Here is a 14,918-nt window from a genome sequence, read left to right as displayed (position 1 = left end):
GATCAACAGGCCCTAGGGCATGGAGAAAGATAATGATTTCGTTCAGAGAGAAAAGTTTGTGGGTGTCTTTGTTAGTATCTGCGGTGATCGCCTCTATCTATGGAGATAACGTATACGCACTTCTTTTTGTGCTGCCCAATAGTAGCCTTGGAGACACTACGTCCCTCATCACACAAATCGTTATTGCCTTCATTATTTTAGAAGTTGCCATACATATTGCGTTAGCCATGAGCCAGCAAGAAGATGCCGATGCCCCTGAAGATGAGCGAGAACGCAATCATCGCCTAACGGCTAACAACGCAGGCTACTGGGTATTAGCCGTTGGTGTTGTTGGGTGCGTGATACAGCAGATGATCAACAGTAACATCGATTTTGACGCGCAAAATAGCTACACCAATTATGCTCTTGCTCCTATTGAGCTAAAGTTAGTCCTTATTTTTTGGTTATCGGAGGTAACCCGCTTTGGTACTGAGATTTACTATTTCCGGAAAGAAAGTTAATGGCTGAACATTATTCAATAACTAACAATATAAGAACCTTGCGCTTTCTTGTCGATGAAATGACGCAGCAGGAACTCGCGTCAAAAGTGGGCGTGACACGCCAAACCATTATGGCGATTGAGAAAGGAAAATACTCACCATCTCTTGAAGTGGCGTTCAAAATTGCCTTGGTATTTGATAAGCCATTTAATGAGGTATTTCAGTATTCGAAAGAGGAAGCGTGATGGGATTGAGGGCCCAGCTCTCAAATAGTTTTTACCTTATACCCATCACGTTATGAACATACCTTGTGCAACTATTTACCTATTGCTCTTATATAGTTAGCCCATTATTATCGATATAAAGAGCGATTAATGGTTAACAAGAATAATGACAAGTGGTTTACGTAAAAGCATCAATATAGTTTTACTTAGCGGGCTAGCAATGGCGAGCCACGCGTTTGCCGATGCGGTGTCCACCGACACTTCATTAGATGCACCTGTTGTTCGGTCTTGCCCTGCCTCCTTTTTTGACGTCTCGCTGATGGCTAATGCTCGGCAGTGTCAGCAATTCGACGATAGCTTGCCTGCTAGCTTGGTCTATTTTACTAAGCACGCGCCTAAAGAGGTAATCGCCTTCTATCAAAATGCCTATCCCCAATTTGTCAGAAAACCTGCAGTTAACCAACGCACCGTGCTTGCAGCAACAGATGATTCGGTTCGTATTGTGGTCTCACCCGATAATGTGGGCACGCAAGTTGATGTACTCATCATTAGTAAGCCATAACCTACCATAAATTTTATTTCCGCCTAGTTACTCTCCTCGTTCAATGTGGCACTGCCTTTGCAATTTCAGTAAAGAACCACAGTGGTGTCAAAAAAAGCGTCATTTTTATGACGCGCATTACACGTTGATATGCGAGGAATATGATGGAACTGGCAATTATTTTAATGATGTTACTTATTGTGGTGGCATTAGGCGCCATAAAATTATCAGATGGTGGCGTAGCGTTTCCTTTTCGCCGAAAGCCACAGCTTTTCACTCCTGTAGAACACTCTTTTTTAAACCTTATTGAACAAGCAATGGGGCGAGAGTTTCGTATCATTTGCCGTGTACGCTTAAGCGACATAGTGTCAGTAAGGCAATCGGCCAACAAGAAAACGGCCAGCCAAGCTATTTCTAGAGCCTCTTCGCGCCAACTTGATTTTATCTTGGTCGACAAACAGGACATGAGCCCCATATTAGCTATCGACCTTGTGCATAACCAAGGAAAAGAGGGTTACAAAACTCAGCGCGATTGGTTTGTTTCTGGCGCATTAGATGCTGCCGGTGTTCCTCATGCGCGAATTAAGGTTAAGTCGGGTTATACCGTAGACGATATTCGTGAATGCCTTGAAAATAAGCTTATTCCTTATAGAAGAATTCAACAAAAAATGTCGCAGCTTCCTACGCACAACCCTGAGCCAACTAAGCGCCCGACTCGCCCAGTTAGGTCGAGCCGCGCGGCAGCTGCATAAAAAAGCCGGTTTCCCCCTAGCCTTTGTTGCACTCCATTATTGCTGTAATAGCAGGTGACAAAGGCTTTTTCCTGTCAGTTTTCCTCATTTCCTTATACAATTCATTACCATATCTGTAGCAAGTTTTGCTTCCCCCAACATTTGAACAAATCGGTATGTACATGAAAGAGACTGACATGAAAGAGACTGGCATAAAAAAAATTGGCATTCTAGGCGCAATGGATGAAGAAGTTGCGTTACTTAAAGCTTCACTTTCAAACCTTAAAGAAACCACATGGAAGCACTTAACCTTTTATGAAGGCACCCTTAATAACGTTGAGGTTGTGTTAGTAAAGTGTGGTATTGGAAAAGTTGCGGCGGCCCTTGCCACTACGGTACTTATCGAGCAATACGCACCAGATGTGGTAGTAAATACAGGTTCAGCAGGCGGGTTTGATAAGAACTTAAACATTGGCGACGTAGTGATTGCCACCCATGTTATCCACCACGATGTGGACTTAACCCATTTCGGCTACAAGCTTGGCCAATGTGCTGGCATGCCTGCAGACTACCGTTGTGACAATACGCTCATTGAAGCCGCAAAAACGGCGACGGGCGAGTTAGAAAACATCCAATCTACCAGCGGTCTTATCTGTACTGGCGATTCGTTTATCGGCACCGACGAAGCGGTAGAGGCGCTGCGTGAAAGTTTCCCAGATATGAAAGCAGTTGAAATGGAAGGTGCAGCTATAGCCCAAACCTGTCACATGCTCGACGTACCGTTTTTGGTAATTCGCTCGCTATCTGACATTGCGGGTAAGACATCAACTGTCAGTTTTAAAGAATATTTAGATACGGCGGCAAAACATTCAGCGCAACTTGTTATGGCTATGATCAAAGCGCTGGCGTAGCGGTAAATGGAAGCATTGCTGACCCAATCAGCATATCAGTCGGTGCTGGTATTATGGTTGGCAGTTGTTCTAGATGCCCTTTGGCGGTGGCCGCTTAGCAGCCACCCGCTTACCCTCATGCGTTATTTGGTTAGGCAGATGGGGTTTAAAGTTCTTCCCTCTTTAAATTACTCTCGTTCGCAGCATTATATCTCTGGTTCATTAGCGGCTATCGTATTATTAGCCCCCTTAATCGTTTGCCTTGCCATACTCATATACATGGCTCAATACCCTGCTTTTTTCGAAGCCGTGATCATGGTTGCCTTGCTCGACTTTGCCTATCAGCGCCATCAGTTCAGTAAGATATTAAAAACAGTAGGAAAAAATAAAAAAGTACTCACCAGAGAAACCGTAGACACCATAGTTGCCCGTGAATGCACCCAATTAACCGATGTAGGTATTGCGAAAGCAGCCATTGAATCGCTATGGCTTAAGTTTTTATATCTTTATTGCGGCGTTATTTTTTACTTTATGTTGGCAGGCCCGATTGGTGCGCTAACCTACCGTTTGTTATTACTCACCTCGTGGCAATGGCACTACCGAAACCCTAAAATGGTGCATTTTGCTAAACCTGTGCGAAAGCTTGTTTCGTTATTAGTGGTTCCCCCTGCGTTACTCGGTTGTGTTGCTGTGCTTCTTTTCACTCACCCCGTAAAAGGCATTCGAGCAGTAAGACGAAGTAAAGCACGAGATAAAACCTCCTTGTTACTTGCGCTGTTTGGTGGAATACAAAATATTCAATTAGGCGGCCCTGCAATTTATCATGGACGAAAATACCGCTACCCTCGCGTAGGCGGTGCCGAGCAAGTAAAGTATTCAGACATGATACGCAGTAAGCGCACTATAGTGGGTGCCATGGCTGTGGTCACCGCCATTGCGAGTGTTTGTTTGCTATTGATCGCAGTACAGACACAAACCCTGAGCGAGGTCTTCTAACGTGAAGAGTCTATTTCACAAATTGCGCAAACACGCTGCATTTATAATAAGTGTTTTACTACTTAAGATATTGAGTAAAGGTAGTACTGTAGAGCGTTCGCTAATAATCGTTACATTACTCACACTAGTACCTCTTTCCACTTCAGCTGAAGCGCAAAGTGGTGAGAAAATTAGTGAGGAAACTCAGCATGAATATGTTCAGGCTGTAGAAGCCAGAAAATCAGCCCCGCGGATTATCACGCTTGCACCTCATTTAACCGAGTGGGTTTATAGCCTTGGTTTAGAAGCACACTTAATTGGCGTTAGCGACTACAGTAACTTTCCTAAAGAAGCACAGCTTTTACCTAAAGTGGCCGACTATCAAGGAGCCGATTTATCCCAGATAATGGCGCTGCAACCTACCCTGATATTAGCGTGGGAAGGAGGCAACAAGCCGCAAGATTTACACCGTTTAGAAAGCTTAGGTTATAAGGTGTTTCGAGCCAAAATCACTGAAGTTGAGGACATCGCCAGTGAGTTGATGCGGTTAGCTAAAGTAACTAACACAGAAGAAAAAGCCAATGCGCTCACCAGTGAGTTTTTACATCATTTAGCAGCAATAAGAGCCGAGTACGCCACGCCTTCAAATAACAAGGTGTTTTATTACTCTTGGACATCGCCGCTAATGACCATAGGTGACAATGCGTGGCCGAACAAGCTACTTAACGTATGTGGTGCGCAAACCCTATTTGCCGACAGCCCAGTCGATTACCCGCAAGTTTCGGTACAAGAAGTATTATCTAGGCAGCCTTTTGCTTTGGTGGCCGCAAGCAATCAGCCAACGTCCGATCTTGAGCAATTTTGGCGTCCTCACCGTCGTTTTTTGTCAGCCCCCTTAATTGTGGTCAATCCAGACATTACCAGCAGGTTCTCACTGCGGTTAATTAATGAACTAAAAACACTGTGTAAGGGTATTAACTAGTACTGCCACAAGGTATAATATCGCCTTGTTATGTTTAAAGGTTATTCATGCGAATCGTTTTAGTCTTGTTTGTCGTCGTTGCTGCTGTCACGCTATTTGTGTCAATGCAATGCACAGCGAAAGCAACCTCTCAAGTGTCGGTTGCGGCTTCCCCGTACCTTATTGAGCGGGTGAAAAACAATGACTGGATGCTTATCGACGTGCGTTCTCCAAGCGACTTTGCTGATGGGCACATTCCAGGTGCCATCAACATGCCTCATGAAAATATTAACGATTATCTTACCGAGCTAGAAGGCCATAAAGACAAGCCTATTATTATTTATTGTCAATCTGGTACTCAGGCTAAACTTGCTATGAAGTTTCTAAAAGACTTAGACTTTTCAGAAGTTATGCATTTAGAAGGCGATATGCTGGGCTGGAATGCCTCCCAAATGCCAATCGACAGAATGTAGCTTTCCGTAGTTATAGCCTTAGCAGATAAAGCCTTTGAAAATATAGCGTCTGTAAATCTAGCTCTCTGCCACTGAATTCGCCACTAACTGCACGCTACGACCTAAACTCTGTCCTACACCGCTATTTACTATCAGACGACAACATCCCTACGTTTTTGATACACTGACACGCATTCACTATGGTGACAGACATTTAATGAAAATAGACCTCGCAACACCCGCTATGCTTTTTCCAGCAATCTCATTGCTGTTACTGGCCTATACAAACCGGTTTTTAACCCTTGCTACGCTTATTCGTAACTTTTCAAAAGAAGAGCGTGACGACAATACTCTAGCCCAAATCAAGAATTTGAGGCTTCGTATTCAGCTTATTAAGCGGATGCAAATTGCGGGAGTTGGCAGCTTCTTTTTGTGTGTTGTATCTATGCTGGCGATTTACCTTACCTACCAACAAGTGGGAAATTGGATATTCGCATTAAGCTTAGTGTCTCTTCTGTATTCACTTTGGATGTCGGTAAAAGAAATACTCATTTCTGTAGAAGCATTAGATTTTCACCTTGATGGTATGAAAGAGCAACATGACAGCACCAAATCTAAATAGCGTTACTTATCTACCTTTGGCGCCCGAACATTTTGATGATGTTATACGCTTAGGCAACCAAGTTCAGGGTGAAAATTACCTGATGCCCGACACATTAAAAGCCATGTACGACAAAAGCTGGCACAACAATATTAATGCTAGCTTAGTGAGTTATTGCGGTGATGACATTGTTGGCTTTCGAATTACCTACGCCCATTCGCAGTGGCAGTGTGATAAATGGTGCAGCCCTGAATTATGGCCGGTAGCACCCGAGAAAGTATGCTATTTCAAATGCAATACAGTATCGCCCGCCATGCAAGGAGCTGGCATTGGAAGTACCTTATTAGCCAAGTCGGTGAGCGCGGCCAAAGCGCAAGGCGCTGAAGCAGGACTTGCTCATATTTGGCTTTCAAGCCCGGGTAATAGTGCGTTTAAATACTTTACTAAAAACGGCGGCGAACTTATTAATAAGCACCCGAACAAGTGGCGCTATGAGTCTATACATGAAGGTTACGATTGCCCTGTGTGCCCTGAAACCTGCGAATGTGAAGGCGCAGAAATGATATTGCGGTTCTCTTAAAGCCGAAATAAGTACACAATTTAATGATTATTGGGTAGCACTGTTTTCACGCTTAAAAGCCGCAAATTAATTAGCGACTGACGAAACAGAAAGTAATACAGATAGCATTCCAAGCAAAAAATACAGACATTAAAAAGCCCCGATAAATCGGGGCTTTTTTGTATTTCTTTTAGCACCTAAGTGCTAATGCCAAACTAGGCTAACGTAATTCTCGCGAATTTACGTTTACCCACTTGATAAACATTTTCGCCAGCTTCGGTCAGTACAAGACGAGTGTCTTCTACTTTATCGCCGTTAATTTTCACAGCACCTTGCTTAATCATACGCATAGCATCAGACGTTGAGCCTACCAGCTTGGTTTCTTTTAATAAGTTGCCAATTGCGATGCCATCATCGCCCAGTGCAATTTCAAACTCTGGCATTTCATCAGGAATCGCATTTTTCTGGAAGCGCTGGATGAAATCTTGATGCGCACCTTCTGCTGCCGCATCGTCATGGAAACGGGCGATAATTTCTTTCGCCAGCAATATTTTAATATCACGCGGGTTTTCGCCGTTCTCAACACACTGCTTAAGTTCAGCAATTTCTTCAAGTGGGCGGAAGCTTAGCAGGTCGTAATAACGCCACATTAAATCATCTGAAATCGACATCACTTTACCAAACATATCGTTTGGTGCATCAGTAATACCGATATAGTTGTTTAATGACTTAGACATTTTTTGAACGCCATCTAGGCCTTCAAGTAACGGCACCATCACAATAGACTGTGGCTTAATACCTTGCTCTTTTTGAAGCTCGCGGCCCATTAGCAAGTTAAAGCGTTGATCGGTACCACCTAACTCAACATCAGATTTTAGCGCAACTGAATCCCACCCTTGTACTAACGGGTACAAAAATTCGTGTATCGCAATAGGCTGACCATTGTTGTAACGCTTTTTAAAGTCGTCACGCTCAAGCATACGTGCAACAGTTTGGCTGGCAGCTAATTTAATCATACCCGCAGCGCCTAATTGATCCATCCACTCTGAGTTAAAGCGAATTTGAGTCAGTTCAGGATCAAGAATTTTGAACACTTGTTCTTGATACGTTTGCGCGTTTTCTAATACCTGTTCTTTGTTTAAGGGCTTGCGTGTCACATTTTTCCCTGTAGGATCGCCAATCAGGCCAGTAAAATCCCCAATAAGAAAAACAACGGTATGGCCTAACTGCTGAAAGGTACGCAGTTTATTGATCAAAACAGTGTGACCAAGATGAAGATCAGGCGCAGTAGGATCAAAACCCGCTTTAATGGTTAGGGTTTTGCCGGATTTTAATTTCTCAATTAAATCCTCTTCGGGGAGTATTTCATCCGTTCCCCGTTTAATTTCAGCTAGCGCTGTTTGCCAGTCTTTCATCGGTTATTTCACACTCTTGATGTTGTAGAATCTATTTTGAGCGGCATTTTACGCGGACATTGGAACCATTAAAAGGTTTCTGCGTCAAAAAGCGGATGACTTGTCGTCACGTTCGTTATTGAACGCAATGGTTGAGGGCTTATTAACTGCTGCACTTTGCATATCAAGGTGCACGTCGAGGACATTGAGATCAGGAGGAAGGGGGCTTACGCAAACACGCGGTAAACCCATCCATGGGCGCTCCGCCATCGCATCCATGCGATGGAGGGTTTGCTACAGCCCCCTCCCTCCTGCTCATGCCCTCGATGTATCATCACTTGCAGTTAAAGTAGCTTTTCGCTATTTACTATAGCCATTGCGTTCAATAATTAACTTTTGCGCTAAAAAACAATGAGAAAAGTTGCATTTTTAAGCAACTTATGTGACAAGTACATTGCACATAAAATTCTCAAGTAGGTAGTATTATGAGAATCAAACTAGACGCCCTTAAGGCGCTAAACATATTTAAACAATTGCCTAAGCAACACCGAACAGGGTTAGCTATCGCTAGCATGTTTTTAGGTGGGCTTATTCTTTTGCCGTCAGACACGGTAGAAGCGAGTCGTCATCAAGACGCTTTGGTCCTTGATACCGGTATTCGTTACCCTCTTGATTTGAACATTATGCCGTCAACCGACGTGTTTTCAATTGAAGAAGAGTCGAACTGGCAAACCTATAAAGTACGCAGCGGCGATACCCTTGCAAAACTGTTTAAGCGTGCGGGTTTTACTTCTCGTGACGTTTACAATGTTACTCAAGCGGGTGATCTTGCTAAAACACTGGTTACCTTATTACCCGGTGATGAGCTTTCGTTTAAAATTAATAACGATGGCACATTTGGTGAGCTTAAATACAAGCTTTCTTCTACCGAAACCTTATTTATTCGCCCTGACTCCACCAGCGAAGATAATAGCTTAACGGCCGAACTTGAAAAGCGTGACGTGGATATTCGCTATAATTTTGCCCAAGGTGAAATTCATTCAAGCTTTTGGAATGCTGGGGCAACAGCAGGATTAACCAGCAACCAAATTATGAACCTTGCGGGCATATTTGGCTGGGATATCGATTTTGCGACAGAAATTCGTTCAGGCGATACCTTTAACGTGGTGTTTGAAGAACAATACATTGATGGTGAGTTCGTCGGCTATGGCGACATAGTTGCAGCAGAATTCACTAACCAAGGTGAAGAGTTTAGCGCTATTTTGCATGAAGATGGTACTTACTACACGCCTGAAGGCCGAAGCATGCGTAAGAGCTTTTTACGTGCGCCAATTAACTTTAGGTACGTGAGCTCTAACTTCTCAAAAGCACGTTTCCATCCCGTACAAAAACGCTGGAAAGCACATCGTGGCACAGATTACGTTGCGGCTGTTGGTACGCCAGTTATGGCGGCGGGTGATGGTAAGGTGATTAAGTCTGCGTACGATAAATACAATGGTCACCATGTATTTGTTCAACATGGTGAAAAATATACCACCAAGTATTTGCACTTCAAAAAACGTGCTGTGAAAGTAGGCGACACGGTTAAACAGGGTCAAACCATTGGTTACTTAGGTAGCACTGGCTTGGCATCAGGCCCGCATGTTCACTACGAATTCTTGGTAGACGGGGTACACCGCAACCCTCGTACTGTTTCGCTACCAAAAGCTCTGCCTATTGCCGCTGAAGAGCGCGAAGCATTTATGGAAATTGCCCATGTACGTCAACAGCAGCTTAACAACAACAAACGCATTATGCTTGCAATGAAATAGCCTACTTATGGCAAAGTATATTGGCCTTATGTCAGGAACTAGCATGGACGGCGTTGACGCCGTCCTTTGCGATATCACTGGCGATAACTGCCAAACTTTACATGCGGTCTCTATTTCCTACCCTGAGAACCTGCTTTCTTTACTTCATTCTCTTTGCAGCCCCTCTACTAACGAGCTAAATGCGATGGCAACCGCCGACAGGTTGGTGGCCGAAAGCTTTGCACGTGCCGTAAACGTGTTGCTATCAAAAACCCAGCTTTCACCAGACGATATCACCGCAATTGGCTCACATGGTCAAACGATAAGGCACTTTCCACAGGGAATTGAACTTTCACATGACGTTGAGCAAAAAGGTTTTACGTGTCAGATTGGCGACCCTAATACTCTTGCCGTGTTAACAGGTATTGATGTTATTGCTGACTTTAGGCGCAAAGATATTGCTCTTGGCGGCCAAGGTGCGCCTTTAGTTCCTGCTTACCATAATGCTATTTTCGCTCATGACACCAACCCCAGAGTGTTGGTTAACATTGGCGGTATTGCGAACATTTCAGTATTAGCAGCTAAACGAGATGCTATTGCCCCTCTTGGCTATGATACTGGCCCAGGCAATACCTTAATGGATGGATGGATTAAGCAGCATTTGAACCAACCCTATGATGACAAAGGGCAATGGGCTAGTACCGGTGTAGTAAGTAATGACCTATTAGCAAGACTGCGAGCAGATAGCTATTTTCATCAAACTGCACCCAAAAGTACCGGCAGAGAGTATTTCAATTTAGCATGGTTAACGTCTTACCTTGATGGGATCGCAAGTTCACAAGCCAGCACCCTCGCCCCTCAAGATGTGCAAGCGACGTTATTAGCGCTAACAGCAACGAGTATTGCTGATGAAATTAACAAGCAAAAAATGCCCAAGGGAGCACAAGTCCTTGTATGTGGGGGCGGTGCCTTTAATCCGGTGTTAATGCAACGTATAACCGGCTTACTGCCACGTTATCAAGTGAGTGACAGCCATAGTATCAATATTCAACCCCAACACGTTGAAGGAGCCGCATTCGCGTGGCTAGCTTTTGCACATCGAAATAATATACCAGGCAACGTACCTGCGGTTACCGGTGCTTCGCGAGAGGCGGTACTGGGAACATATTGCCCAGCAAGCTAAATACAACCCGCCAACTAAATTCAAGTAAGTATTTTAGTTTTGATAGTAACCAGCGCGTTTCATTACCGCTTCAGATTGGTGTTGCGCTGTTTTTAATGCTTCACGAATAGAGAGTTGCTGCTTCACTGCTAAATTTATCTGGACCCCCACTAGGTAACCGAGTGCCGTGAATTCAGGTATTGGAACAAACTGGCTTCCCGTCGTAGGGACATTAATATTATCTAACTCGGTTGCTAGTAATGCGTTGTATTCATAGCTGGCATAGGGAATAGCTTGTACATAGCTGTCACTGTAAGTTGAATGACGCGTGCCAGCCGGCGCTGCATAATAACCATACTTACTTTTGACCAAAGTTATAAACTCTTTAGACGTTAGCCAATAAGCAAGTTCCTGTGCTACTGCTTTGTTTTGAGATAAATGAGGTATAGCGAAATTCCAAGACCAAAACCATTGAGCCCCCTTTGTCGTTGTCCCTATTGGCGCATAAGTCACACCAACATTCTCTGAAACTTTAGAGTATGAAGGGTTTAGGATATAACCACCTAATGATGATGCATCAACAAAGAATGCTAATTTTCCGTCAGCAAAGAGTTGCTGATTATCTTTCCAACCTAAATCGTATTCACCTGGCGGTCCGTTTTTTACTGCGATTGAGACATAGTCGTTGATTGCTCGCTCCCACGACTTAGAAGTCAGCAGTGGCTTCATATCCTCATCAAACCAGCTTCCACCGTATGTATTTACCATGGTGCCAATTAGCGCCATATTTTGCCCCCACCCTACTTTTGTGCGCAGGCCTACCCCATACAGCTGTGATTTGGGATCTTGGACTACCGTAGCTATGTCGCTTAGGTTTTTATATGTTATTTGCGTGGGCAAACTAATATTAGCGCGCTGTAATAGGTCTGTTCGGTAGAAGGTCAGGGTCGTTTCTCCTACAAACGGCAAACCATAGATCTCATCTTGGTATGTATTTGAATGCTTGGCGATGGGTATAATATCTGTCATATCATAGTTCGAGGGGTGCTCGGAAAAAGGTAACAACCAACCCTTTTTAGCCCAGATAGGCACTTCGAAATTACCCAGCATTGTTAAGTCAAACTGCGTTTCGTTAACTGCAAAGTCTCCTAGAAGGTGCTTTCTAAGTATGCTCTCTTCCATTACGCGCCATTGAATATCTAGCGCTGAAAAAGGCGAATCATTGTTATCCAAGTACCTAATAGCGGCTTCAATCCCATTTATATTAGGCGCACCAACTATCAACTTTTTGTCACTCGCAATATTATCCGGTTCGATAAAAATTCCATATCGCTCTAGTATCGAATCGATGGTTCCATCTGCTTCTAAGGAAGCCAAAGCTTGGTTGAAACGCGCCATAATTTGAGGCGCATCGGGCAGTTTTTTTGATATTCCTAAGAAATGGGGATTACTTTTTCTAAGCCCTTTTATGAACTTAAATTTCTGTGCTAAATGAGGCCGATGATTAGTTATTGTTTGTTTTGCGCTGTACTCATCAATGTAAATAAAGTCTACTCGCCCCCTATCTAACATATCTAACAATGTCGGTAATGATTTGGCTAAGAGTACATCGATATTTTCAGCCTCTTGAAGGCTTGACGGTAATTGGGCTCCACGTAGAACCCCAAGACGAGAAAGACCCAAGTTGGTAAATTGTGTCATCGAATCACCTAATTCGACGTTTAATAGATTCTTTATATTTCGGCTATTATGAATAAGATAGTTGATGCCCCCACCACGAATAGCATCGGAATATATCATTCCCTCAATATGTGCGGAGCTATCGCGAAGCGGAAAAACACCTTCAACTTGAGCGCCATCGGCCAGAAAAATAGCCCTAGCATGTGGAAAGAATTCAACTTTGGGTATGTAGCCCATTCTTTCAAAGGCAAGGTGAATGATTTCGTTTACGTACCCTTGTTTAGGGTCATGAGCGCTGCTGAACGGACTTGCTTCTGAGGTAGCTAGAGTAATCGTGTTTCGTTGCTCGGCACAAACGCTAAGTGAAAACGTATAACTCCCTAATAGAATCAAAAATATCGAAAAAAGGCCGATGATATTTGAGTTAATAGAGCCAGACCAATTATTCATAATCCCAATAGTAGTTGAAAACCATTAAGTTAGTATTGACATGAACGACCGAAATTACCAGTTAATCTAGTTTTCTGCGCAACTCGAATTTTATGTAATTGGCTTTTTGATATTGAGGCAGCAATTTTATCTACTAGTGTTTTCGTTCCGCCCAACGTTACCAGCAACTATTAGATCCTTGCTTATTGAAACAATCTACTTCGCTGTTCATCTCGCATAAAAATGCCAGCAAAGGCTGGCATTTTTAAAATCATGATGAGCATCACTACAGCAAAGTAAGTATTACTTCGCCATGTTTGCCTTCAAATTATTGGTCTTCAAATCGTCAATGGATACTTTCTGAGGATTTTTAACTGCTTTAATGTCAAACAGTCCATAGCCAGCCACAAACATAAAGCATACTGCAGGAACAATATAAGAAATAACGATACCTGCTGAGTCGATAATTGCAGCTTGGAAGAGTGGCATTATTGCACCACCTAAAATAGCCATTACCAAACCCGCCGCGCCAAGTTTAGTATCTTTCCCTAGCCCTTCTAACGCGATGCCGTAGATAGTAGGAAACATTAGCGATAAACATGCAGATATTGAAATTAGTGCCACCACACCGACTATATTTGGCGATTGTGTCATAACAATACACAAACCTACTGCTACCAGTGACATCATCATAAGCAGTCGTGCTGGGTAGAGATACTGCATTACCCACGTCATCACAAAACGTGAAATAAGAAACACTATCATGCTGTATTGAAGTACATCGCCGCCTTGTACCTCATTACCTCCAATCGCTTTCATGACGTATTGGATAGTAAAAGTCCACACACAGGTTTGCGCGCCCACATTGAAGAACTGAGCCATTACACCAAAGCGATAATGTTTGTTCGCCACTAGGCGCTTCAATGACGCTGCAATGTCGATATCGTCAGCTTTAGACTCAGTGGCTTCATCCACAGGGGTTTTAATCAAAGCTACAGCAACCCAAACCACAAGAAGTACACACGCCATAGCAACATAAGGGATCATCACCGCATCCAGTTCAGCACCTATAACAGATTTTAGCTCAGTCATAGACATAGCACTTCGCTCTTCAGCTGAAGCCTGATTCAAGTTAGGGAGTATAAGCGTAGCGGCTAAGAATACGCCAAAGTTTGTTCCTACAGGGTTGAATGCCTGTGCTAGGTTTAATCTTCTAGTGGCGCTTTGCTCGTTGCCCATCGCCATAACATAAGGATTAGCGGACGTTTCTAAAATAGACAACCCACCGGCCATCACAAACAAGGCCAACAGGAAAAAGCCATAAGTCATTGTCTGACTTGCTGGGTAAAATAGAAAGGCACCGGCTGCGGCACATCCTAGCCCTACTAGCACACCCGTTTTATAAGAGTATCGTTTATTAATAAAGGCTGCGGGTATCGCTAAACAGAAATAAGCACCGTAGTAAGCGAACTGAACTAAGGCCGATTGTAGTGACGACATAGTAAATATCTTACTAAAGACTTTCACTAGTGGATCTGTCATGTTGGCGGCAACACCCCATGCAGCAAAACACACCGTCAATAGAATAAACGGCAATAGCGTATCTCTGGAAACTATAGGCGTTTTAGTTTGCATCACCCCAACCTCATCTTGTAAACAATTTGTTGAACAATTTAAACAACAATAAATGTTCATGTCAATAAATCAACAAGACTTATTTAATAATAATTAAGGCTATAAAAGTCACAGGAAATTCACACCAATACAATAACTTCAACTATTCATACCATTCCAAATCTTATCAATTCTTTATATTAAACAAGGCTTAAACCACATTTACATATGAAAAAAGCACTACAAAAGTCTATAAAAATAGCATTTCCGTACCGAAAAAACATCACATTGCCTCACTTCAACTATTAACAACTTTGTAAAATACAAATAAATAAACATGATTGATTTATTTCTTTAACTGCATTAAATTGCGTTTCCCATACGAAAACTGTTAACACGATGTAATTTAAGTTCACTCTGTTCTAGGCATTGGAAA

At 43.1% G+C, this 14,918-nt stretch carries 16 protein-coding genes; 12 read left to right on the top strand and 4 right to left on the bottom strand.

Features of this window, described 5'->3' with window-relative positions:
- The 10 genes from C7Y69_RS13985 to C7Y69_RS13940 form a co-directional block, all read left to right on the top strand.
- Positions 1-500 (top strand): hypothetical protein (locus C7Y69_RS13985; protein WP_260563517.1); only part of this gene is annotated, 500 nt, incomplete at its 5' end.
- On the top strand, positions 500-724 hold the full coding sequence (locus C7Y69_RS13980; protein ID WP_126873128.1) for a helix-turn-helix transcriptional regulator: 225 nt from the start codon (positions 500-502) through the stop codon (positions 722-724). The genes C7Y69_RS13985 and C7Y69_RS13980, both read left to right, overlap by 1 nt.
- Before the next feature lie 145 nt (positions 725-869).
- Entirely contained in the window at positions 870-1,265 is a 396-nt protein-coding gene (locus tag C7Y69_RS13975; protein ID WP_126873127.1) for a hypothetical protein, read from the top strand.
- Between the two features lie 143 nt (positions 1,266-1,408).
- Entirely contained in the window at positions 1,409-1,996 is a 588-nt protein-coding gene (locus tag C7Y69_RS13970; RefSeq protein ID WP_013782829.1) for a DUF2726 domain-containing protein, read from the top strand.
- Between the two features lie 191 nt (positions 1,997-2,187).
- Positions 2,188-2,886, top strand: a complete 699-nt coding sequence (locus C7Y69_RS13965) for a 5'-methylthioadenosine/adenosylhomocysteine nucleosidase (protein ID WP_126873134.1) — start codon at positions 2,188-2,190, stop codon at positions 2,884-2,886.
- A 6-nt stretch (positions 2,887-2,892) separates the two neighbouring features.
- A complete protein-coding gene (locus tag C7Y69_RS13960; protein WP_126873126.1) occupies positions 2,893-3,861 on the top strand; it encodes a cobalamin biosynthesis protein in 969 nt (322 codons plus the stop codon).
- A 1-nt stretch (position 3,862) separates the two neighbouring features.
- On the top strand, positions 3,863-4,822 hold the full coding sequence (locus tag C7Y69_RS13955) for a helical backbone metal receptor (RefSeq protein ID WP_126873125.1): 960 nt from the start codon (positions 3,863-3,865) through the stop codon (positions 4,820-4,822).
- 47 nt (positions 4,823-4,869) lie between these two features.
- Positions 4,870-5,274 carry a rhodanese-like domain-containing protein gene (locus tag C7Y69_RS13950; protein WP_126873124.1) on the top strand — a complete coding sequence of 135 codons (405 nt, stop codon included), beginning with the start codon at positions 4,870-4,872 and terminating at the stop codon, positions 5,272-5,274.
- Positions 5,275-5,470: 196 nt separating this feature from the next.
- Positions 5,471-5,875: a DUF2721 domain-containing protein gene (locus tag C7Y69_RS13945; protein WP_126873123.1), complete on the top strand. Its 405-nt coding sequence runs from the start codon at positions 5,471-5,473 to the stop codon at positions 5,873-5,875.
- The gene (locus tag C7Y69_RS13940; protein WP_126873122.1) at positions 5,853-6,434 is read left to right on the top strand and encodes a GNAT family N-acetyltransferase; all 582 of its coding nucleotides are present in this window, start codon (positions 5,853-5,855) and stop codon (positions 6,432-6,434) included. Before C7Y69_RS13945 ends, C7Y69_RS13940 begins: the two co-directional genes overlap by 23 nt.
- Before the next feature lie 194 nt (positions 6,435-6,628).
- Here the strand turns inward: C7Y69_RS13940 and tyrS are convergent, their stop codons facing one another.
- Entirely contained in the window at positions 6,629-7,828 is a 1,200-nt protein-coding gene (gene tyrS / locus C7Y69_RS13935; RefSeq protein WP_126873121.1) for a tyrosine--tRNA ligase, read from the bottom strand.
- A gap of 84 nt (positions 7,829-7,912) precedes the next feature.
- Entirely contained in the window at positions 7,913-8,086 is a 174-nt protein-coding gene (locus C7Y69_RS21590) for a hypothetical protein (protein WP_185864178.1), read from the bottom strand.
- A 206-nt stretch (positions 8,087-8,292) separates the two neighbouring features.
- Here C7Y69_RS21590 and C7Y69_RS13930 point away from each other — a divergent pair, with 206 nt between their 5' ends.
- The gene (locus C7Y69_RS13930; protein ID WP_126873120.1) at positions 8,293-9,618 is read left to right on the top strand and encodes an OapA family protein; all 1,326 of its coding nucleotides are present in this window, start codon (positions 8,293-8,295) and stop codon (positions 9,616-9,618) included.
- A 7-nt stretch (positions 9,619-9,625) separates the two neighbouring features.
- A complete protein-coding gene (locus tag C7Y69_RS13925; RefSeq protein WP_126873119.1) occupies positions 9,626-10,780 on the top strand; it encodes an anhydro-N-acetylmuramic acid kinase in 1,155 nt (384 codons plus the stop codon).
- Positions 10,781-10,813: 33 nt separating this feature from the next.
- Here the strand turns inward: C7Y69_RS13925 and C7Y69_RS13920 are convergent, their stop codons facing one another.
- Entirely contained in the window at positions 10,814-12,889 is a 2,076-nt protein-coding gene (locus tag C7Y69_RS13920) for an extracellular solute-binding protein (RefSeq protein ID WP_126873118.1), read from the bottom strand.
- A 282-nt stretch (positions 12,890-13,171) separates the two neighbouring features.
- Positions 13,172-14,503, bottom strand: coding sequence for an L-fucose:H+ symporter permease (fucP, locus tag C7Y69_RS13915; RefSeq protein WP_126873117.1), 1,332 nt, complete (start codon positions 14,501-14,503; stop codon positions 13,172-13,174).
- Positions 14,504-14,918: the final 415 nt, after the last annotated feature.

Source organism: Alteromonas sp. KS69, assembly GCF_003989595.1.
GTDB classification, from domain to species: Bacteria; Pseudomonadota; Gammaproteobacteria; order Enterobacterales; family Alteromonadaceae; genus Alteromonas; species Alteromonas naphthalenivorans.
Note: the sequence above shows the minus strand (reverse complement) of the source record. Positions and strands in the feature narration are given on the sequence as shown.